This is a genomic window from Nostoc sp. WHI (assembly GCF_015714725.1).
In the GTDB taxonomy this organism is placed as follows: Bacteria; Cyanobacteriota; Cyanobacteriia; order Cyanobacteriales; family Nostocaceae; genus Nostoc.
Genome location: NZ_WBKM01000291.1, coordinates 87222 through 108230, shown reverse-complemented (window position 1 = coordinate 108230; position 21009 = coordinate 87222). Strand labels below are relative to the sequence as shown.

17 protein-coding genes, 2 pseudogenes and 1 CRISPR repeat array are annotated in these 21009 nt (G+C 41.5%); of the genes and pseudogenes, 8 read left to right on the top strand and 11 right to left on the bottom strand.

Annotated elements, in window-relative coordinates:
- Positions 1-81 precede the first annotated feature (81 nt).
- From F8S12_RS30000 to cas2, 3 genes are read left to right on the top strand one after another with little or no spacing between them, the layout of a single operon-like run.
- Positions 82-660 (top strand): Uma2 family endonuclease, encoded by a 579-nt coding sequence (locus tag F8S12_RS30000; RefSeq protein ID WP_196519903.1) that lies wholly within the window; start codon positions 82-84, stop codon positions 658-660.
- A 57-nt stretch (positions 661-717) separates the two neighbouring features.
- Complete coding sequence (locus F8S12_RS29995) at positions 718-2382, top strand: type I-MYXAN CRISPR-associated endonuclease Cas4/Cas1 (protein ID WP_196519902.1); 1665 nt, start codon at positions 718-720, stop codon at positions 2380-2382.
- A gap of 9 nt (positions 2383-2391) precedes the next feature.
- Positions 2392-2685 (top strand): CRISPR-associated endonuclease Cas2, encoded by a 294-nt coding sequence (cas2, locus tag F8S12_RS29990; protein WP_196519901.1) that lies wholly within the window; start codon positions 2392-2394, stop codon positions 2683-2685.
- Positions 2686-2955: 270 nt separating this feature from the next.
- Positions 2956-4990: direct repeats of the CRISPR family, unit length 36 nt; unit sequence CTGATCAAACCTTAGATGCCGAAAGGCGTTGAGCAC.
- Between the two features lie 109 nt (positions 4991-5099).
- Here the strand turns inward: cas2 and F8S12_RS29985 are convergent.
- The 3 genes from F8S12_RS29985 to hemE all read right to left on the bottom strand — a co-directional run bounded on the left by F8S12_RS29985 (position 5100) and on the right by hemE (position 9122).
- Positions 5100-6689: a B12-binding domain-containing radical SAM protein gene (locus F8S12_RS29985; protein ID WP_196519900.1), complete on the bottom strand. Its 1590-nt coding sequence runs from the start codon at positions 6687-6689 to the stop codon at positions 5100-5102.
- Between the two features lie 283 nt (positions 6690-6972).
- Positions 6973-7935: an NAD-dependent epimerase/dehydratase family protein gene (locus tag F8S12_RS29980; RefSeq protein WP_196519899.1), complete on the bottom strand. Its 963-nt coding sequence runs from the start codon at positions 7933-7935 to the stop codon at positions 6973-6975.
- A 125-nt stretch (positions 7936-8060) separates the two neighbouring features.
- Positions 8061-9122, bottom strand: coding sequence for a uroporphyrinogen decarboxylase (hemE, locus tag F8S12_RS29975; protein WP_196519898.1), 1062 nt, complete (start codon positions 9120-9122; stop codon positions 8061-8063).
- A 222-nt stretch (positions 9123-9344) separates the two neighbouring features.
- Between hemE and F8S12_RS29970 the strand changes: the two genes are divergently transcribed.
- The gene (locus F8S12_RS29970; RefSeq protein ID WP_196519897.1) at positions 9345-10097 is read left to right on the top strand and encodes a hypothetical protein; all 753 of its coding nucleotides are present in this window, start codon (positions 9345-9347) and stop codon (positions 10095-10097) included.
- 23 nt (positions 10098-10120) lie between these two features.
- Here the strand turns inward: F8S12_RS29970 and F8S12_RS29965 are convergent, their stop codons facing one another.
- From F8S12_RS29965 to F8S12_RS29945, 5 genes and pseudogenes are all read right to left on the bottom strand, one after another.
- Positions 10121-11440, bottom strand: coding sequence for an ABC transporter substrate-binding protein (locus F8S12_RS29965; protein WP_196519896.1), 1320 nt, complete (start codon positions 11438-11440; stop codon positions 10121-10123).
- Between the two features lie 18 nt (positions 11441-11458).
- On the bottom strand, positions 11459-12112 hold the full coding sequence (locus F8S12_RS29960; RefSeq protein ID WP_196519895.1) for a glycosyltransferase family 2 protein: 654 nt from the start codon (positions 12110-12112) through the stop codon (positions 11459-11461).
- Positions 12113-12185: 73 nt separating this feature from the next.
- Positions 12186-13154: a glycosyltransferase gene (locus tag F8S12_RS29955; RefSeq protein WP_196519894.1), complete on the bottom strand. Its 969-nt coding sequence runs from the start codon at positions 13152-13154 to the stop codon at positions 12186-12188.
- Positions 13155-13175: 21 nt separating this feature from the next.
- Positions 13176-13433 (bottom strand): annotated as a pseudogene (locus F8S12_RS42110) (methyltransferase); the annotation flags it as partial.
- Between the two features lie 54 nt (positions 13434-13487).
- On the bottom strand, positions 13488-14267 hold the full coding sequence (locus F8S12_RS29945; RefSeq protein WP_196519893.1) for an ion transporter: 780 nt from the start codon (positions 14265-14267) through the stop codon (positions 13488-13490).
- A gap of 93 nt (positions 14268-14360) precedes the next feature.
- Here F8S12_RS29945 and F8S12_RS29940 point away from each other — a divergent pair, with 93 nt between their 5' ends.
- A complete protein-coding gene (locus F8S12_RS29940) occupies positions 14361-14792 on the top strand; it encodes a nucleoside deaminase (protein ID WP_196519912.1) in 432 nt (143 codons plus the stop codon).
- An 84-nt stretch (positions 14793-14876) separates the two neighbouring features.
- Positions 14877-15035, top strand: coding sequence for a hypothetical protein (locus tag F8S12_RS29935; protein ID WP_196519892.1), 159 nt, complete (start codon positions 14877-14879; stop codon positions 15033-15035).
- Positions 15036-15096: 61 nt separating this feature from the next.
- Here the strand turns inward: F8S12_RS29935 and F8S12_RS29930 are convergent.
- The 3 genes and pseudogenes from F8S12_RS29930 to F8S12_RS29920 all read right to left on the bottom strand — a co-directional run bounded on the left by F8S12_RS29930 (position 15097) and on the right by F8S12_RS29920 (position 19544).
- Positions 15097-15835 (bottom strand): annotated as a pseudogene (locus tag F8S12_RS29930) (rhomboid family intramembrane serine protease).
- A gap of 640 nt (positions 15836-16475) precedes the next feature.
- A complete protein-coding gene (locus F8S12_RS29925; protein WP_196519891.1) occupies positions 16476-17831 on the bottom strand; it encodes a UDP-N-acetylmuramoyl-tripeptide--D-alanyl-D-alanine ligase in 1356 nt (451 codons plus the stop codon).
- A gap of 252 nt (positions 17832-18083) precedes the next feature.
- Entirely contained in the window at positions 18084-19544 is a 1461-nt protein-coding gene (locus F8S12_RS29920) for an energy transducer TonB (protein ID WP_196519890.1), read from the bottom strand.
- Positions 19545-19884: 340 nt separating this feature from the next.
- Here F8S12_RS29920 and F8S12_RS29915 point away from each other — a divergent pair, with 340 nt between their 5' ends.
- Together F8S12_RS29915 and F8S12_RS29910 are read left to right on the top strand one after the other, a co-directional pair.
- On the top strand, positions 19885-20538 hold the full coding sequence (locus tag F8S12_RS29915) for a MotA/TolQ/ExbB proton channel family protein (RefSeq protein WP_196519889.1): 654 nt from the start codon (positions 19885-19887) through the stop codon (positions 20536-20538).
- Positions 20522-20929, top strand: coding sequence for an ExbD/TolR family protein (locus F8S12_RS29910; RefSeq protein WP_196519888.1), 408 nt, complete (start codon positions 20522-20524; stop codon positions 20927-20929). The genes F8S12_RS29915 and F8S12_RS29910 overlap by 17 nt, the downstream gene beginning before the upstream one ends.
- Positions 20930-21009: the final 80 nt, after the last annotated feature.

The window sequence follows — 21009 nt, the reverse complement described above, 5'->3', positions numbered from 1 at the left end:
GACACAAAATATTTTCATAAGTCGTGATCAAATGAGCGATCGCTTAAACTAAAAGTAAACCTCTTTTACTAGATAACACCTATGGTTCAGTCTTCTAATCAACGCCTAACCTTAGAGGAATTTCTCGCACTTCCCGAAGGAGATATTACATACGAGTTTGTTAACGGTGAAGCTGTACCCAAATATAAAGACGATGAAATGTCACCAAAATTTTTTCATGGCTCGACTACTGGTGCTTTATTTATACTGTTGTCTGCATGGGCGCAAGAAAAAGGTAGGGTTGTAATTGAATGGGCAATCAAACTGACACGAAATCAACAAGATTGGATGCCCGTACCAGATTTGACTTATGTTTCATATCATCGTCTTCCTACTGACTGGCTATTAGATGAAGCTTGTCCTGTTGCACCGGAATTGGTCATTGAAATTATCTCACCTGGTCAAACTTTTGGTGAAATTGCCGAAAAAGCAACTGATTATCTCAAAGGTGGTGTTTCTCGTGTTTGGGTGGTTGATACCAAAGCTAGAACTGTAACTGTATTTGCGCCATCTTCCTTGCCGATTACTTATCGAGATCATCAAGTAATTACTGATGATTTGCTACCAGAATTAGAAATTACTCCTAACGCAATCTTTCAACGAGCTGGATTAAATCCCTAAAATTCCATTTCCTCTGATGTCGTAAGGCGCTAAAACACAATTACCTTACAGACATATATGCAAACTCTCGAACACCTCGAAATTTATACAAAATCAGAAACTATTCGCGTTTCTGCTCTCCACGCCCTTGCTTACTGTCCTCGGCTCTTCTACCTTGAAGAAGTTGAAGAACTTTATACCCAAGATGCAGCCGTGTTTGCTGGACGCAGACTGCATACTGAACTGGAAAAACAGGAAGACGAAGAGTGGGAGGAACTGTTTCTCGAAAGCGAAGAATTAGGATTACGAGGGCGGCTAGATGCCCTTCGCACCCGTGACGGGCAAACAATTCCCTACGAACACAAACGCGGTCGCTGCTATCGAGATGAGAATAATCAGCCTCAAGCTTGGGAGAGCGATCGCCTACAAATCCTTGCTTATGCTTATCTGTTAGAATCCGCACAGGGAATTACAGTTAAAGAAGGACGCATTCGCTACCATGCTGATAATGTACTGGTTCACGTACCAGTGGATGATGCAGGACGGGTAGCAGTTCGTGAAGCAATTCAACAAGCACGAGTACTTAGACTATCCACACATCGACCACCTGTAATTGACAACGAGCGATTATGTGCCCGTTGTTCTCTGGCTCCCGTCTGTTTGCCAGAAGAAGCGCGACTCGCCCATGATCGGGAGTGGCAAGCAATTCGCTTGTTTCCTGAAGATGATGAAAGGCAGATAATTCATGTTTTGGAACCTGGAACCTGTGTTGGTAGAACAGGAGAACAAATCAAAATTACCCGTCGCAATCAACCTGTAGAAACAGTTCCCGCCCGTCAGGTAGGACAGCTAGTTTTACATAGTTTTTCGCAAATCTCTACCCAAGCACTGCATTTTTGTGCTGACCAAGATATAGGAGTGCATTTTATTTCGGGAGGTGGACGCTATCTTGGTAGTTTCGATACTCGCCAAGGTAGCATTCAACGCCGTATCCGCCAGTATACTGCTTTAAGCAATCCTGATTTCTGCCTAGAATTAGCCTGTAAGTTGGTAGTTTGTCGTGGACAGGGACAGCGTAAGTTTTTAATGCGAGGAACTAGAGGGAAAGCGAAAGCAGAGAAGTTAGAAAAAGCGATCGCCCAAATGAAAGCTGTACTTAAACAAGTTCCCCAAGCCAAATCTTTGGAATCTCTTTTAGGACTAGAGGGTAATTTAGCAGCGCTGTATTTTGGTGCTTTGCCCTGTTTGATTTCACCAGAAGTTTTAAAAGAACTGCACTTTGGTGGTCGAAATCGCCGCCCACCCAAAGATAGGTTCAATGCACTGCTGAGTTTTGGCTATGCACTTTTACTCAAGGATGTAATGAACAGTATTCTAATTGTCGGTTTAGAAGCTGCTTTAGGTTTTTATCATCAACCGCGATCGCAAGCTGCACCGTTAGCACTGGATTTGCTCGAAATTTTCCGCGTGCCTTTGGTAGATATGACAGTAATGGCTTCAGTCAATCGGGGTCAGTGGGACGTTAAGGCAGATTTTGAAATTCGTGGGACGCAAGTCTGGCTAAGTGAATTTGGTCGGCGCAAATTCGTAGAACTATATGAAAATCGGAAACAAGAGAGTTGGAAACATCCTGTTACGGGTTATTCCCTTACCTATCGCCGTTTATTTGAGCTAGAGGTGCGACTCTTAGAAAAAGAATGGTGTGGTGAGGGCGGTTTGTTTGGTCATTTGGTACTGCGGTGAGGTATTACAATGGCAGAACAGAAAAATTGTTACCTCATTTGTTACGACATTCGCGATCCTAAACGTTGGCGCAAAGCTTACAACTTACTTAAAGGCTATGGTGAAAGGATGCAATATTCTATTTTTCGCTCTTGGCTAACTATGCGATCGCGCGAAAAATTACGTTGGGAACTTGAAAAAATATTGGCTCCAGAAGATAGTCTGCTTCTAATTCGTTTGTCAAATCAGTGCGTTGCTCGCATCCCATCATATAATCGTCCAGATGCTTGGTCATCTCAACAGGAAGCTTACCGGATTGTTTGATGCATGGATCTGAGACTGTTAAGGCTAAAACGGAATTAAACAAGCTCGAAACTCTTACTGTATTTGCTTGTTTTACTTTTTAGACTGGCTGGAGGTGCTTGCATTTTTTTGTAATAGCTTAGAAGCTAGACAGGACAAGGGGTTTAAGATTGCTTCCCATCGTTAAAGGTGACATTTGTTTAGGATTTTTGTTACTCTGTTAATCTCTTAGGTGAGGTGCTTGTAAAATCGAATCTGGGAGATATTCTGGTATACGTTTCAGCACGCGCCCTGATCAAACCTTAGATGCCGAAAGGCGTTGAGCACTATAATTCATCTTCCGTACACGCCAGTTTAAACCTCTGATCAAACCTTAGATGCCGAAAGGCGTTGAGCACATATGTTGTGTGAGCATAACTATCACGGGGGAAACATCTGATCAAACCTTAGATGCCGAAAGGCGTTGAGCACGGGAGATGAGAAAACAGTAGTAACTCGAATTCCTGACTGATCAAACCTTAGATGCCGAAAGGCGTTGAGCACTTCTACGCAATTACGAAGAAGTTCTTCATTAGGACTGATCAAACCTTAGATGCCGAAAGGCGTTGAGCACGGCTTTAAGGCTTGTAAAAACCCTGAGTATGTCATCTGATCAAACCTTAGATGCCGAAAGGCGTTGAGCACTACTAATTTCTCAATATGATAAAGTAAGTGCTTGCTGATCAAACCTTAGATGCCGAAAGGCGTTGAGCACATAGGGTTCCTCAAACCCTGTATTTTGGTAAATTCCTGATCAAACCTTAGATGCCGAAAGGCGTTGAGCACGCAGCAGAAAAAGCAAGTATTTGAGGCCAGGCTACTGATCAAACCTTAGATGCCGAAAGGCGTTGAGCACAATTAGATTCTGAAAAGCCTGGTGCATTAGCAACTCTGATCAAACCTTAGATGCCGAAAGGCGTTGAGCACATTCCCGATATAGCTTGCATCTCTCTAAATGCAGCTGATCAAACCTTAGATGCCGAAAGGCGTTGAGCACACTTCACTACAGCTACGCTCGTTACGGGGGCTTCACCTGATCAAACCTTAGATGCCGAAAGGCGTTGAGCACCGCTTCTCCCCCGATTTCCAAAATGACAATAACACAACTGATCAAACCTTAGATGCCTTTCGGCATTGAGCACTACGGGGGGAGAATTAGCAGCGATCGCACTCCAATCTGATCAAACCTTAGATGCCGAAAGGCGTTGAGCACGCAAAAGGAAGCTTTCTTTTTATACCCAATGTTACGCTGATCAAACCTTAGATGCCGAAAGGCGTTGAGCACCTTATGCAAGTCAGAAAAAGGAATAATTGCAGCGATTCTGATCAAACCTTAGATGCCGAAAGGCGTTGAGCACTCAGGGGATGAAATGGACTATTGTTGCAGTCAACCTGATCAAACCTTAGATGCCGAAAGGCGTTGAGCACAATAAGAATACAGATGATTAAAAGGGCGATTAATGACCTGATCAAACCTTAGATGCCGAAAGGCGTTGAGCACTAGCAACACTGCGGAGCTTTAAAACTTGATGCTAACTGATCAAACCTTAGATGCCGAAAGGCGTTGAGCACACAATTAACGGCAAGAGGAGGGAATATTAAAAATGCTGATCAAACCTTAGATGCCGAAAGGCGTTGAGCACATAGTGGGGAGTTGATTTTAGGGCAGAAAGTGACCTGATCAAACCTTAGATGCCGAAAGGCGTTGAGCACGACTAACACCAGCAGAAGCAGCGATCGCTTATGATGCAACTGATCAAACCTTAGATGCCGAAAGGCGTTGAGCACACTAAACTAGCAGACTTAGGACGATCGCAACTACTACCTGATCAAACCTTAGATGCCGAAAGGCGTTGAGCACTCAGAAATTGCGATCGCATTGCGCTGTGCCTCAGCACTGATCAAACCTTAGATGCCGAAAGGCGTTGAGCACTTTTGGCCTTCACCTGTTCGTTGCGTCTGCCCTGGCTGATCAAACCTTAGATGCCGAAAGGCGTTGAGCACACAATTACTGCAATCCTTGGAGAGATTGGGTCTGCTGATCAAACCTTAGATGTCGAAAGGCGTTGAGCACTATTTAAGCGTACCTACAAAGGTAGCTTAATTTACTGATCAAACCTTAGATGCCGAAAGGCGTTGAGCACTTCAGAGGCGCGGGTAAAATTGGGATTCGTTCAGTCTGATCAAACCTTAGATGCCGAAAGGCGTTGAGCACTATTATGCTCTTTCTCTAGCTAATAGATATAAGAAGCTGACTAAACCTTAGATGCCGAAAGGCGTTTATGCTATAGAGTCTACTATTAAGCAGATTGACCATCGAACTAAAATTTCTGGGCGCACACTGGAAAAGTGATAACGTTCCTAAAATCTTAGTTCAATGGATTAATCTTTGCTCACTAAACAAAAGCTTTTTCTTCTACTTTTTCCTTAACTAGCACATACGGTTTTTCTGCACCTTGTGCTAGATATTCTGCTAGCTGACTTTCTATTTGATCGCGGACAATTTGGCGATACTCTAGAAAATGCTCGTTGTGGGCACAAGCGGCGAGGTAATGTTCAATAACTCCAGGGTTAAGCTTGAGAATGCTGAACAAATGATGCCAGAATTTCCAGCGAGTTTCCCGTTTGATTCCTTGTCGCCAAATTACAGTCAGCAACGCTCTAATAACTATCCACTCAGGCATTTTGGCTGGTGCTTTCCAACTGGGCAAACCCATCATTAAGAAACAGCGATAGGTACGATCCAAATACTGCACTGGGTCATATAAAGTACAAAAAGCCTCAATATATTCTCGTGCAAGTTCTTCCAAAGGACGAGTTGGGAGGAAATTCATCAATGTTGTCTGGTTGATGTTGCCATCTTGATTTTCCCGCAGTCGTCCTTCTTTTTTCAGGCGATGCCAAAGTGCCGTGTTGGGTAACGCTTGCAACATGGCAAAAGTGGTAGAGGGAATTGCTGCTGCTTCAGCAAAACGGACAATGCGATCGCCTGCACCTGCTTTTTCGCCATCAAAGCCGATAATAAACCCAGCCATTGGGCGCAATCCTGCTTTGGTGATGGTTTCTACTGCCTCAGTGAGGGAATTGCGAGTATTTTGAAACTTCTTGGTCATTTGCAAACTATCCTCATCCGGCGTTTCGATTCCCAAAAACACCGCCGAGAAACCGCACTCAACCATCAACTCCAACATTTCTGAGTCTTCTGCTAAGTCAATTGAAGCTTCAGTGTCAAATCGGAAAGGATACTTGTGTTCTGCCATCCAGACTTTTAACTCTTTCAACAACAATTTCACATTTCGCTTGTTGCCAATAAAGTTGTCATCCACCATGAATACACCCCGCCGCCAACCCAATTCGTAGAGGTAATCTAACTCTGCTAACAGTTGGGCTGGGGCTTTGGTGCGCGGTTTGCGCCCGTAGAGAACAATAATGTCGCAAAATTCGCACTGGAAGGGACAGCCGCGCGAAAACTGCACCGACATCATATCATAAGCATCCAATTCTAATAAATCAAAGCGGGGTATTGGTGTGCTGGTTACATCAGGTTTTTCTGTGGCGCGGAAAGTTCCAGAAGTTTCACCCCGTTGAATTGCCTTAATAAACATGGGCAAAGTAATTTCCCCTTCATCTAGAATCAGAAAATCTGCACCTACATTTTCAACTTCGTGAGGTACAGAGGTGGGGTAGGGGCCGCCGACTGCGACTAACTTACCACGCTGCTTTGCTTCCTGGATTTGGTCAAGTAAATCTTGTTTTTGGACAATCATTGCAGAGAGGATTACTACATCTGCCCATGCCCATTCTGCTTCTGTTGCTGGGCGGATGTTGCGATCGACCAGCTTGAATTCCCATTCTTGGGGCAGAATCGCCGCTACTGTGACTAAACCTAGAGGTGGTAATAAAACTTTGCGATCGACTAACTCTAAGATTTTTTCATAAGACCAAAAGGTTTTGGGAAATATTGGATACACTAGCAATATTCGCATTTAGTATCAATCCTCACACTTTGATTGTTATCCTACTCTAACGAAAATTAAGAGTTATTGACTTTTTATTAAAGTTGTTTTATTTTAACATTGATATTTTTACGTGAATGGGGAGCAAGGATCTGAGGGGAAAGAGGTACAGTTTTGCATAAGTTTGTGGCTTTTTTAAACGCAGAGGAACGCAAAGTAAAGCGCAGAGGAACGCGAAGTTTGAGCGGTAGATCCTCGATTCAATAGGTTATTTTTCTGCTAATATTTTACAAACGTTGTCGAAAGTCACAGATTATATCCAATTTTTAGCTCCTTCAACACCGCTAATTTTTAAAACATCAGTCATGGTTGCACAGTAATTTGGCAAGCCGAAGCTATCGGGATTAATCGCTTTTTCATAGGTGAAATGTCGATAGTTCATGCAGAATCTATCCCAGGCGGCCATCTGAATGCGGAACAGAATAATAATCAAATTAGCTAATGCTAAAGATATGGGGATGCGAAAGTAGATCTTTTTGCCTAAATAAGCACAAACTTCTTCCACTGCTTGATCAGCAGTTAACTGCGCTTGACCTAAAACAAATCGACGTGGTTGATCATTTGTAGGATGATCAATCAAATATCGCACTACAGTGGCAATATCTCGCCCGTGAATAAAGTGAAAACTGCCATCAGCTTCAAAAAAGCGAATTAAATTAATATATTTCGTAATTTCTGGAATGCCAGATGTGACAGCAGAATAGGGTTTATTGGCATCACCGCCGACTACTAAAGTGGGGAAGAGTGTGGTAATTTTAGGTGCGATCGCTAATTCCGATGTCTTATATAAGCAGTCATATTTAGAACGAATATAATCTGTCCCAATTTCCCCTGCTTCTTTTAATGGTTGATTGTAACGATCCAAAACGCTAGCTGTCGAAAAATAAATTACCTGCTGGCAACGCTCTGGATCTAGCAGCTTCATCAACTCTATAGTTTTGATGACATTAATATCAAATGTTTGTTCACCACCCCAAGCTGTGGCGGTGAGTATTGCTATATCAATTGTTAGTAATAAATCAGAAAATTGGCTAATGTTTTGCATATCGCCTTGCAAAACATTAATACCTGAACGTGCCTTGGTATCAACTTGTAGTTTATTTGGGTTCCTAACTAGCAGATACAGTTCGTGTTCTGTTTCCTTAATTAAGGTTTCTGTTAGATAATGACCTATACAACCACTTGCACCAGTCACTAAAATCCGTTTCTGACTCATAGAGAATTTCTAAAAAGTAGGGAGTTAAAAGTTAAGAGTTCAGAATAAAGCTAAAAGTTCCGAATCAGAATTTGGGAATAAAAATCAGAACTCTTGTAGAGACGCGATGAATCGCGTCCCTACTTTTAACTCTTAACTCCTGCAAGATTTAGTTCCTTTGCGGTTTCAAAGAAGAAAGCGACATTTTCTTCTGGAGTTTCTGGTAAGACACCGTGACCGAGATTGAGAATATGACCCCAATTACCAGCTTTGCGAACGGTATCGAGAATGCGATCGCGGATAAACTGTTTAGAGCCAAATAGCACGCCTGGGTCAAGATTTCCCTGAACTTTGACTTGTTTGCCCAATCTGGCTCGTGCGTCTGCCATATCCACCGCCCAGTCTACAGTGACAATATCAGCACCAGATATCGCCATTCTTTCCAACACACCCGCACTACCGCTAACTAGCAAAATCAAAGGTGTATCAGGATGAGTTTGCTTAACTTGCTGGAAAACTCTCTGCTGATAGGGGAGAGCAAAGGTATCATAATCTTGAGGACTCAATTGACCTGCCCAAGAATCAAACATTTGCACAACTTGAGCACCAGAATCAATTTGGTAGCGGGCATAAATGGCGATCGCATCTGCTAATTTAGCTAACAATTGATGCAATATCGTCGGGTCGGAAAATGCCATGTTTTTGATGATGGAGTAGGTTTTAGAACCTTTTCCTTCTACCGCATAAGCTGCTAGTGTCCACGGCGCACCCACAAAGCCTAACACCGTCGATTTATCGCCCACTTCAGAGCGCAGTGCTTGTAAAATTGTCTTGATAAATGGTAAATCTGCTTCTGGTTCTAAAGGACGCAAACGATCAATTTGTTCTTGAGTCCGCAGAGGCGAGTCAATGATTGGCCCTTTACCTTCGGCAATGTCCATGCCAATACCCAAACCAGGTAATGGGGTGACAATATCAGAAAATAAAATTACTCCGTCTGGCTGAAAGGCTTTCCAGGGTTGCAAGGAAACTTCAATTGCTACTTCTGGAATTTCCGAGCGATCGCGAAAGGAAGGATACTTATCTCTCAAGTCTCGATATGCTTTCATATATCGTCCCGCTTGTCGCATCATCCATACAGGGGGACGATCTACCACTTCACCACGAGCAGCCCGCAACAGATGAGGAGTTGTTGAAGAAACACCCATTTATCACTTCATCCTAAGTCACTTTTTTATGTCACTGTTTAGCTTATCATTCTGGCATTACGCTTTTTCAGCAGGTTTGCACTAAAAGGGGAGTGGGGAGTTGGGAATAGGATAAAACAAGAATTAACATTGAACTGGATATTGGGCATTAGGCATAGTTGTCCTCCTTGTCTTCTTCATTCCCTACTCCCTACTCCCTACTCCCCACTCCCCTACCTTCCTATGCAAACTGACTCTAACAGTCGTGATCATGCTGCATCTACTAACAACGAGCCTAATCCAGGGAAATTTTTGATTCCGCGATCGCAGCGACAGAGGTTCTTTATTCAGTTTACCTTGATGACCGTTATTGGATGGGTTGTGGGTGGCGTTGTCAGTATAGCCTTAGAGAAAATTATTCTCCAAAGCCTCTCACCTACCGTTGCTCTCCAGCCACAAACATGGAGCATTTTAGTCAGAAGCCTTAGCAACGTTGTGTTTGCAGTAATTTTCGCCACCGACCAGAGCCTTATTCTTTACCGATATTTATCGGGTTGGCAGTGGCTATTTGCTACCAGCGTCGGTTGGTTGATTGCCAACGGCATTTCTACAGCTTGGATTAACTACATTTCAACCATTGCCTCATCGTTAAATGAAACTTTATCTCCTGAACAAATTTTTATTTTTGGATTTATGTCAGCGATCGCATATATAATTTCTGGTATTTGGCTGGGGCTTTGCCAATGGTTAGTATTGAGGCGATATACAGCAGACATTTGGTGGTGGAATTTTTTACCTTCAATCTCTTTTTTATTAATTAGTATTTTGGTTTGGTTGCTTTTTCTCGTACAAAATTTAATTCCAGAAGCAACCCGTATTCCTATCTTGTATTGGAGTGGACAATTATTTACAGCAGTGATTCTGGGAATCATCCCAGCAATTGGCTTGTGTACCTTGAAAAGAAATTCCCATCGCAAAACTGAAATTTCTGCATGATCATCCTTACGAATTACGAATTATTAATTGTTATCCCAAATAAGTTCTAAACGCTCTTGTGCTGTTTTGAGAGCTTTTTCAGGAGACTCACCCAGCAACGTAGCCTCGATAGCTCGACCAAGACTGTCAGAAAGACGGCTATATCCAGCAATAATCGGTCGAGCGCCAGCTAGAGGAATTTGTTCCATAAACACTTTTAACCAAGGTTTTTGGTTCATGAATTGCTGATAAGCTTCACTTTGTGCAGCTTTAAGGTTAACTGGTAAAAAACCTGTTCCGATACTCCATTCTTTTTGAAATTCTTCACTCAAAACATACTCTAAAAACTTGAGTGCAGCTTGCTCTCTAGCTAGTGTAGTCTTCATCACATACAGATTTCCACCACCTGTCACCGTAGCTTGAGCAACATTTGTAGGTATGGGAAATGCGTCATAATCAACTTTAGATTTAGTGATATAAGTCCAAGGCCCCGTAATTTGCATAGCAACGCGACCTGCTATAAAAGCATCTTCTTCATAACCCCGCTCTGGAGAAGAAAGCATTGCTGAACCATCTTTTAATAGCTGTTGCCAGAATTGTAAGGCTTTCAGCACTCCAGCATTCGTTAAATCCGGTCGGTTATTTGTCATTACTTCTCCCCCAGCGCTCAATAAAAAAGGGAAGCAGCTAAAAACAGTCCATTCTCCCTTTCCTAAAGGCAGAACAATTCCGTACTGTTCTGGTCGGTTGTCGCCATTGCGGTCTATGGTCAATTTTTTGGCAACTTGCCTCAACTCTTCCCAAGTCTTAGGCATTTGCGTAATTCCCGCAGCTTGGAAAAGCTTAGGTCTGTAAAAAATGCCTATATTGCTGGTGTACAATGGGGCTGACCAAAGATGACCGTCTAATTGCAATTCTTCAAGTAGGTTAGGGCTGATTTCTGACTTTAATGGCAATTTGTCCAACCAATCTTCTAAAGGTATAATTGCCTTTAAATCTGCTAACTGACCTGTAATTTGTGGGTAGAATGCCAGAATATCTGGAGGCGCATTACCCACAACTGCTGTTAATATTTTTGGCAATTGGGGTTGAGCTAAGAAGACAGATTCTACCTGGATATCAGTATGAGTCTGATTAAACTTTTCTAGAAGTTTTTCAAACACATCCCGATTAGCAGGGGGATTGATCGCTTGCCATAAGGTCAAATGAATTACTCCGTCATCCTTCTGTGCTAGTCCCTGACAACCAGATAAAAATATTAGGTACGAACTTAAGACAATCCCTATAAGTAACATTTGCCAAACAGAACCAATGAACCTGCGAGAATAATGGCTTATTTGGAATGGAAAAAAGATATTCTTCATACCAGGTAGTTAATCAAATTAAGAAATACTCTCCAAAACACTTTTGGTAATACTAGTTTCTGCTCTTGTGTAAATATAGGTTTGAGGTTCGGTTACTTTTGCGGTTCTAAAGATTTTTGCTGCCCGATACCAAAAGTCTGTATCCTCTCCATAAGCAATATTATTAAATCCTTTTACCTCAAAAAATACCTGCCTCTTACCAAAAAATGTTGGGCCTAAAACACAATCTCGGAGATTAATTTTTTTACCTGATTGAAAATAATCTGCAACCCAAACCTCTTCTTCTGTTGTGAATCCACTTTCAATCAAGTCAATTTCTGGATTAGCTTTCATATATTCGATTCGTGCATCCAAGTGATTGACTTTGTACGCATCATCGCTATCGATGAATGTTATGTATTTGCCGAAAGATGCCTGGATACCAGCATTTTTAGCATACCACAGCTTCTTGTTTTGATGTTTCAAATACCGGATATTTTGAAATTGTTGAATATAAGGATTAACAATTTCAAAAGTATTATCTTCGCTACCATCATCAACTACAATCAGTTCCCAATCTTTAAAAGTTTGAGCGATAACACTATCAATGCAATTATTGAGATATTTTGCCCGATTGTAGGTACAGAGGATAATTGATATTTCATGACTGGAATCAAAAACTAGAGTTTTCATTGTTAAATCATCATTGTATTGTTCACACAAAAACCTGACCAATAAAGGTGTTAACAGTCTGAGAAATTACTCTTTAACTATGTACATTTATAAATTCACGCATAATATCATTATAATTATAAATTAGACGACTAAGATCAAAGTTTTCTCGGACGTATTCTACAATTTCCGGGCGACAATGTTGGTTTTTCTCAATCATCTCGCTAATTGCATTCGTAACAATTTTTTGAGATTCTGCTGTGGTATTAGTTAGAATATCATCTGGCAAAACTCTGATGAATTGTTTGTTATGTAAATTGGCACTAGCAGATTCGGAAACAACGATACATAAACCTGCTGCCATTGCTTCTAATACTACTAATGGTGCAACTTCTCCTTCACTAATTAAAACTAAACAACTATAATCTGTGAGACGATGATAAACTTGTTCTAAACTCCATACACCTAAATGTTTTGTCGTTATTCCTTCAACAAAATCAGGATCATCTAGAGGGCCAACAAAATCTACTGCAATCTTTCCATCTATTATTTTCGCTAGTAATTTTTGTTGTTTTCTTGGTTGAATCCAACCTAAACAAATAGTTTTATTATTCCCTTTAGATTGAAAATTTACTTTTTGAGTATCAATACCGTTCATTTGCACTGATATGTATCCAGAATAGCCTGCTTTCAGGAAGAAATCTTTTGTTAAGTGAGAAAGGGCAATTATTCCAGGTGCATTGAAATAATGTTGATATGCTTGTCTAAATTCTTCATTCCATTTATCTGTTTTAAACAAATAACCATCATGGCAGGTAAAACAATACTTCTGTTTAAGGTGTAGATTAAATTCGTTTACAAAACTGTAGGCGTGTAAATGCACAAAATCATAATTATTATTATTAATATATTCTATGACTTCGTTAACATTTTTTTCATTTATAATATCAACTTGATGTCCAATTTTCTCTAAAAAATTCTTGTATCCATTTATCACAGTCAAAACAGAATGTGATAGGGGAGGTTCAGGGATATAACCCCAAGCGACAAGAGCAATTTTCATAAATAATTTCTCCTCACAGTTTTAGGTTTGCTTTTCAGCCAAAATACAATTTGCGACGGGATAATCTGGATGATAAGCGTCTAGTTCTTCAGATGTTAGTTCTTCTACGGCTATTCCATGATAACTAGCTATTACAGTGGTAGGATTGCCATAGACGTACAACTTCTGTTGAGAGAAGTTTCTAAATATCCAGGCGAAAGCATCAGGTAAAGGTCGCCAATAATCAACAGGAGTAGCATGAACTCTAATCGCACTTGGTACTATCGCAAAACATTTTCCAATTATTAGTTTGTAGCACTCTGCTTTAATAATACCTCGAATATTACGCTCTGTTTAAGTAGATAATTTAGCCCCACACCTTTTACAAAACCCAGCATCTACATCGTGGAAAGACAAACCACAACCTGAACAAACTATTTCTACCTGATTAGCAGTTTTCACCACTCGCTTAATTAAATCTCCCACTTGCCAAGGAATTAATGCAATTCCTGTGAAAATCATCAGTACTGTTAGCAAACGCCCTAATTCAGAAATTGGAGTAACATCACCAAACCCTACAGTTGTCATTGTGACAACAGAAAAATAAAATGCATCCAAAAATGTCCCATAGTTTTCAGGATTAACCGGATGCTCGACTTGATAAATTAAGCCAGAGTAAATAAAAACAATTGCAAATAATGTAAATAATATTCGTGCAAAAATCATCCCATCTTCAGTGCTGATACTGGCGAATAAAAATTTTCTATCTATAAATCTGATTAATCGTAAAATCCGAAACCATCGTAGTAAGCGGATAAAACTGATATCTACGATTCCTAGAAAAAATGGCAAAATTGCCATTAAGTCAATAATCGAATAAAAGCTAAAAATATACTTAATTTTGTTTTCCGCACTCCACAGACGGAGAGAATATTCCACCGCGAAGATAATAACGATCGCACTATCGGCTATGTTCAATTGAAACCGCACAAAATCAGGAATATTATATGTTTCTGCCACAAAAATCCCTGATGACAGTAGCACCAAAGCGGCAAGTGTTAAATTAATCGCTTTACCTAATGGTGTTTCCAAATCTTTTAAATAAAATTCTGTTTCTTCTCTGCTCAGTAACATATTTAACGATTAACTAAATTTTAATTATTTTCCAGTTATAGCATTAGAAATACGATATAGTTAACTATTATGATTATGTTCAAGCAAGCTTATATGAACCCAGAATATTTTATGCGTTTAGCATTGGCAGAAGCAAAAAAAGGTGATGCCCCTTACGGTGCAGTTATTGTTAAAGATAACGAAGTCGTTGCCGTAGCTCATAATACTGTTAGGAGAGACAATGATCCATCAGCCCATGCAGAAATCAACGTCATTCGCAGTTTAACAGCTAAACTTAAGAGCTATTCTTTAGAAGGTTATAGCATATATACAACTAGCGAACCTTGTCCAATGTGTGCAACCGCTTGTGTTTGGACTGGCATATCAGAAATTATATATGGCACTTCAATTCAAGATTTAATCTCACTAAATCAATCACAAATTAATATATCTTGCGAACAAGTTATCGCTAAATCATTTAGAAAAATTAAGGTGACAAAAGACCTTTTAAAAATAGAATGCCTACAATTATTTAAATTATCTTAAATCTATATGGTGCATTATATGTTGCTCGTGTCAAAAAATATGGTCGGTCTGAGTGGAGATAATTAAATTCAGATACAGACCGAGTTGTTTATCATATTTCCCTATCGGCAGCTAAAGACGATATTTACTTATCTCCACATAGTTTGGTTTTTTCGCGCCGACTTACTTAATGGTTGCAAAGCTAGTACGAATATTAAGGCGATCGCCGATTTATTGGTTAGTGAAAAAGGCGAGTTAATTTAAGTAGCCTTGAACGAACGGCGTACACCTGATTGAAACTCCCAATAATCCACTGAAGAATTACTTATAACCAAGATTCTTCCTGGGATTTATCGCTAAATAAACCCAGCAGTGGTCCGAGAATTGCCCCAAAGATAAACCCGCCTGCATGGGCCCAGTAGGCAATACCGCCGCTTTCCATACCGATGTTGGTGCGTGCTTCCAGACTGGTAATTCCGTAGAAGGCTTGTTGAAGAAACCAGAATCCCAAAAAGAAATATGCCGGGACACGGAAAGTTGGGAAGAAAAACCCTAAAGGCACAATGCCAAGAACTTCCGCCTTGGGAAAGCGGAGAATGTACGCTCCCATGACACCTGCGTAGGCATCAGCCCGTCGTAGACATCGCACCACTTGCACCCAAAGAAGGAATGCTAGAATCTTGAGCGAAGTACCATTGGGTCAAGGATGCCAAAATACCGCAAGATAAATAAAACAGCAAATATTTGGCATGACCTAACTTATCTTCAACATTATTGCCAAAAATCCAGAGAAACAACATATTACCAGCTAGATGCAAGAAACCACCGTGCAAAAATTGTGAAGTAATCAAAGTTGCCCACTCTGGAACTGGTTGATGCACAGAAATACCAGCAAAGCTTAAGCTGAGTTCACGCGGAACTACAGCCGCAAGGTGTAAAAACCCATTTAATCCTTGTGATGGAAGACTTGCTTCATAAAGAAAAGCGAGGACATTAGCAGCAATCAGTCCATAAGTCACATAAGGCGTGATTTTTGTAGGATTATTATCTCTAATTGGAACCACGGGCGTTTTTCCTGGTTTTAAGACAGCAGTCTCACAGTACTGAATTCCATAAGTAGTTTCTTCTATCTCGTGGATGGATCTCGCTTTAACTGTGTTTATTTTTTTTAAGTCTAATAGGTGTTACGAATAATTTTATAAATATGTCATCTAACTGATTTGACATCCACCCCATCCCTGAAGGGCTACGGTGTACACACAAGTCCTAAAAACCAACTTGATAAGGCTTTCCTCGTTCCTGGGCTGCCGCCTGGGAATGCATTCATTGAGTCTCTGGCTCAATGTCTAACTGAAGGCGGAGCCTCTAATCAGCCATTCCCACGCAGAGCATGGGAACGAGAGAATCGTGCTTTTTTCGACTTGTGTGTACACCGTAGCCCTGAAGGGAGGGGATTCTAAGAAGTTACCTTCTGAGGTTTTCTGCTTCCACGAGTCGGCTTACTTAGAGGGATTTCTCTACCCACGCAGAGGTCGTTCTCATCCACAGACGGTAAAAAGACTAGATTATTTAGCCTATCATGACAAATCTTCCAGGGAAACTGAAGAAGACTTTAGGCCACCTCTATGGATTAAGAACATTGTTAGAATATAATTTTTGACTCTACAAAGTCTCGCAGTATGAGAGGTTGGGTTTGTAACGGGATCATTTGGTCAATTCTGCACGTAATTGATTAACTACCCGATCTAGTCCCACGGAATGAGCGGCTTTGAACAATAAACGATCGCCTGCTTGCACAAATGTCTTCAACTTAGCCACTAACTCGGCATGAGTTGCAAAGCACTCTGATGGGATACCCTCGGCACTTTTGACGATCGCTTCGGCATCTTCTCCATCCACCAAAACCAACAAGCCGTCTAAATTCAACTTTCGTACTGTTTCTCCCACTCGTTGATGCAACTGCTGCGATCGCTCTCCCAATTCTTTCATTGCACCCAACACGGCAATCTTCCGCTTTCCGGGTGTGTCTGCCAATAATTGCAACGCTGCGCTCATAGCTTCTGGTGCAGCATTATAAGTTTCATCCAAGATTACCACATCATTGGGCAAGGTAAATCGCTGCGATCGCCCTGTGGGCATATCCACCACCACACCTGCTTTGAAGCTTTCCCAATCAATTCCCAACACTTTAGCCACCGCTAAAGCTGCCAAGAAATTAGTTGCATTGTGACGACCAGGTAGCGGCAAAGGCAGTCGGATTCCTGCGACTTCCACAGTCTCGTTATCAATGAACTGTCCTTGGATATCTCCACCAGAAAAGCCGTAAGTTACAACTTGTCCGTGCCAAACTTTCGCCGCCGTGGCAATGAGTAGGGGATTATCGTAGTTGAGGATTGCCACGCTATCAGCAGGCATTTCGGCTAATAACTCACATTTTGCCTCAGCGATCGCTTCTTCGGAACCGAGTAATTCAATATGTGCTGTCCCCACATTGGTAATGACTCCGATGGTTGGACGTGCTATTTGCGTCAGCTCGGCAATTTGTCCCCTACCCCGCATTGCCATTTCAATCACAGCGTAGTCATGTTCTGCACCAAGTTCTAGGAGAGTTTTCGGGACACCGATTTCGTTGTTGTAATTTTCATAAGTTTTGTGAACTGCTCCTTGTGATGCCAAAACTGCCGCAATCAGTTCCTTGGTTGTAGTTTTGCCCACGGAACCTGTTACGCCAATTACAGGTATATTAAAGCGATCGCGCCACCATCTACCGATTTTCTGATATGCTTTGAGCGTGTCTTTTACCTGTAACACAGGAAATCCGGGATTTTCGTATTCAAAATCTACAATTGCAGCTATTGCACCCTTGGCGATCGCTGTCGGTACAAATTCATGGCCGTCAAATTTATCGCCTCGGAAAGCCACAAATATTTCACCTGGCTTTAGGGTACGGCTATCTGTTTGTATATTTTTACTTCCTTGTGTTAAGTCAGTTTCAGATAAGTTTAGAGGACAGGCCAAAAGAACTTCAACTAATTGAGTTAGAGTGGCAGAACAAGGCATAAGTAATTTACAATTTAAACTTCAAATTTATAAAATCGAATTATGACATAATATTGGATTAAACAACAAGATTCCCGACTTTTCTAAGAAGTCATAAATCTGAGCATTCCAAAAAGAGGACGCACCCGGACAACCATAACTAGAGTTTGCAATCCTGCCTATAAATATTATTAGCAATTAAGATGCGTTCACCCTGCTCCTTACCCGACATGAGTAAGTAAGTGCGATTCCTGGCTGAACCCCGTATTGGCTCTACTCCTGACTGGGAGCAGCAGGTTGCGATTGAGGTTGTTGGCGTAAAAGGCGCAAAGACTCCCGCAATTTGTTCTGGCTAGTGTTTTCTCTTCGCCGCCGCCGATTTGTGGCTGTTTGTGGCTTTTGAGATGAATTGGTAGTTGCTCTTTCACGCCGGATGCGGCGTAGGGACTCTCTAGCATTTCCTTGAGTGCGAGTTGTCCTAGCTTCAGATGATGAACCTCCGGTACTAGTTTCTCTTCTCTGAGGTTGCAACCGTCTACTAAATCCAGAATCTATCGGTCTTGTCGTCGTAGCTTCATTAGATGAGGGTGTCAACTCTCTGCGCCTACGTTTTGGAGTTTCCTCTATGGAGTTGGTAGCCGTTGTCTGCTGGGTTCTCTCTTGTGTTTGTCTTTCTTGTCTTTGTCTGTTTCGTTCTTGGACTTGGCGGTATCGCCGTGAACCTTGTATAGCAAATTCAGTGCCTATCGATACTCCTTGTCTACCACCTTCTGCGGGTTTTAATTTCCAGTCACGCGCTTGTCTCAAAGTTTCTTCATCTAAATCGCGGTTTCCACTGGAGCGAGCAATTCGCACATTTGTAACATTGCCTTGTGCATCAGTATCAACAGCTACTTCTACTCTGCCTTCCACTCCTCGTCGTCTTGCTGACTCAGGATACTTAGCATTACATTCGCGGCAGGCTGCACGACCATTACCATTGCCTGAACTGTTTATTTTTGGAGGTGTTGGCGCCGTTGGCGTTGTTGCTACTGTTGGACGGTTTACTGGTTCATTACCAATGCCGCTACCAATGCCGCTACCAATGCCGCTACCAATTCCACTACCAATTCCACTACCAATTCCACTACCAATTCCACTACCAATGCCGCTACCAGTCCCACTGCCAATTCCACCGCCAGTGCCAGTACCAGTTCCTCCGCCAGCGCCGGTTCCGGTGGTTGTACCGACAGCGATCCCATTACCTGAGCCTAAACCAACACCAGAGCCGCCACCACCGCCACCAGCCGAAGTTGCTTTAGAATCTCCAGATAGAGGCGATCGCGCAATGGATGCAGATTTCACAGAAACTTCTGACTTGGTAGCAATTACTGTTGACGGCGTATTTGTCGGCTGTGGCTTCTGAGCGATCGCTGTAATCTGTTCAAATTGCTGCTGAACTTTTTCTACTGGTGAAGTTTCTATAGGCTGTTTTTGGACAATCTCTGGTTCTTTTTTTATTTCTTTTGGAATCTCTGCGATTGATTTTTCTGTTTCCGCAACTGGAGAATCAATGATCGCCACCTCTATTGGTTCTTCTTCTGCTGTGGACACTCTCGTAAAATAATTACCTATACCTGAGGACAGTACGCCGATATGCAGCGCCAGTGAACCTATTAGACTGTAAGTCAGAAAAGACTTGAGAGCCTCAACTTCTTTGGAACGTTGCTCGACAGTAATGCCAGAAAAGCTCATGACTATTGCTACCTATTGTCACTAATTTAGTCATCTTAGAATGTAAAGTTACAAATATCAAGTAAACAATTAAAATTACTTGGGATCGCATTATGGAACCCTGTATTAGCAAAAACATCTTTTCAACCTACCAATATCATGGTTTTTGGACAAAATTAATTTTTGTTTCAATTAAATTAAATTAATTTTTGTAAAGTAAACGAACAAGTAAATAAAATCATCACCATTACATTTGAAAAAATTATCATTGTATTTTATTGAGAAAAAGTTTCAGCTTTTGTTGATATTCTGGTAGTCTGATTTTGTATAGTGGATGACGTTGACGTTATAGAGGCACTACATGGGAATTCAGAATTTGTTTGTAGCAGGCGGTATCGTCATGTGGCCCCTGTTGGCATTTTCGGTATTAGGTGTGGCACTGATCATCGAGCGGATCAGGTTTTGGGTAAGAATTAATCAGCGTCAAAGCCGCGTAGTACGAGATGTTTTGAATCTCTACCGACTCGATAATGTTGTCGGTGCAATGGATAAACTTCAGAAAAACGCAGATTTGCCACTCGCCCGGATTTTTCTAGCGGCTTTAGAATTAGAGGAGCCAAATCCAGAGGAATTTCGTTTGGCATTAGAAAGTGAAGCCCAGGCTGAGATACCTGTGTTAAAACGTTTTCAAAACCTTTTTGAGACAATCATTAGTCTGGCACCACTGTTAGGTCTTCTCGGCACTGTGTTAGGATTAATAACCTCTTTTGCTTCCCTAAATCTTGGTGATGTGGGAGGTGGCAAAACGACAAATGTTACGGCTGGGATTAGTGAGGCTCTAGTATCAACAGCATCAGGATTGATAGTTGCAATATTTATACTCCTATTTGCCAATACTTTTCGGGGACTGTACCAACGGCAAATTGCACTAATTCAGGAGTATGGGGGACAGCTAGAATTACTTTACCGCCGTCGCTATGAACGAGGAGAAAAAACGTATGCGTCTACCAGATGAACCAGAACTTCCATTACAGATCAACATCGTGCCGATGATTGACGTGATTTTTGCAATTTTGACATTTTTCATCATGTCAACTCTGTTTTTAACACGTTCAGAAGGTTTGCCAGTAAATTTACCGAAAGCAGCCACGGCAAAACAACAGCAAGTTCCCTCTAGAATTACGATCACGGTAGATGAACAAGGAACGGTAAGCCTGAACCGAAAACCAATTGCAGTTGATGATTTAACAGCGCAAGTGCGGACTTTAATTGGTTCTAACTCAGAAATGTTAGTGATTATTAATGCTGATGAAAAAGTTGGTCATGGTCAGGTAGTGGCTGTGATGGATCGGGTACGTCAGGTTGAGGGAGCAAAGTTAGCGATCGCCACTCAAAAAAGTAAGTAGAAATACGGACTAAATCGAATTCCCAGATGTCTGAAATCAGGTTGATTAGCCTTTTTTTGATGAAAGCTTAAAACTGTAAA

Excerpts from the sequence above, each read along its gene's own strand:
- F8S12_RS30000 (WP_196519903.1), top strand. The coding sequence starts at position 82 with ATGGTTCAGTCTTCTAATCAACGCCTAACCTTAGAGGAATTTCTCGCA.
- F8S12_RS29995 (WP_196519902.1), top strand. The coding sequence starts at position 718 with ATGCAAACTCTCGAACACCTCGAAATTTATACAAAATCAGAAACTATT.
- cas2 (WP_196519901.1), top strand. The coding sequence starts at position 2,392 with ATGGCAGAACAGAAAAATTGTTACCTCATTTGTTACGACATTCGCGAT.
- F8S12_RS29985 (WP_196519900.1), bottom strand. The coding sequence starts at position 6,689 with ATGCGAATATTGCTAGTGTATCCAATATTTCCCAAAACCTTTTGGTCT.
- F8S12_RS29980 (WP_196519899.1), bottom strand. The coding sequence starts at position 7,935 with ATGAGTCAGAAACGGATTTTAGTGACTGGTGCAAGTGGTTGTATAGGT.
- hemE (WP_196519898.1), bottom strand. The coding sequence starts at position 9,122 with ATGGGTGTTTCTTCAACAACTCCTCATCTGTTGCGGGCTGCTCGTGGT.
- F8S12_RS29970 (WP_196519897.1), top strand. The coding sequence starts at position 9,345 with ATGCAAACTGACTCTAACAGTCGTGATCATGCTGCATCTACTAACAAC.
- F8S12_RS29965 (WP_196519896.1), bottom strand. The coding sequence starts at position 11,440 with ATGAAGAATATCTTTTTTCCATTCCAAATAAGCCATTATTCTCGCAGG.
- F8S12_RS29960 (WP_196519895.1), bottom strand. The coding sequence starts at position 12,112 with ATGAAAACTCTAGTTTTTGATTCCAGTCATGAAATATCAATTATCCTC.
- F8S12_RS29955 (WP_196519894.1), bottom strand. The coding sequence starts at position 13,154 with ATGAAAATTGCTCTTGTCGCTTGGGGTTATATCCCTGAACCTCCCCTA.
- F8S12_RS29945 (WP_196519893.1), bottom strand. The coding sequence starts at position 14,267 with ATGTTACTGAGCAGAGAAGAAACAGAATTTTATTTAAAAGATTTGGAA.
- F8S12_RS29940 (WP_196519912.1), top strand. The coding sequence starts at position 14,361 with ATGAACCCAGAATATTTTATGCGTTTAGCATTGGCAGAAGCAAAAAAA.
- F8S12_RS29925 (WP_196519891.1), bottom strand. The coding sequence starts at position 17,831 with ATGCCTTGTTCTGCCACTCTAACTCAATTAGTTGAAGTTCTTTTGGCC.
- F8S12_RS29920 (WP_196519890.1), bottom strand. The coding sequence starts at position 19,544 with ATGAGCTTTTCTGGCATTACTGTCGAGCAACGTTCCAAAGAAGTTGAG.
- F8S12_RS29915 (WP_196519889.1), top strand. The coding sequence starts at position 19,885 with ATGGGAATTCAGAATTTGTTTGTAGCAGGCGGTATCGTCATGTGGCCC.
- F8S12_RS29910 (WP_196519888.1), top strand. The coding sequence starts at position 20,522 with ATGCGTCTACCAGATGAACCAGAACTTCCATTACAGATCAACATCGTG.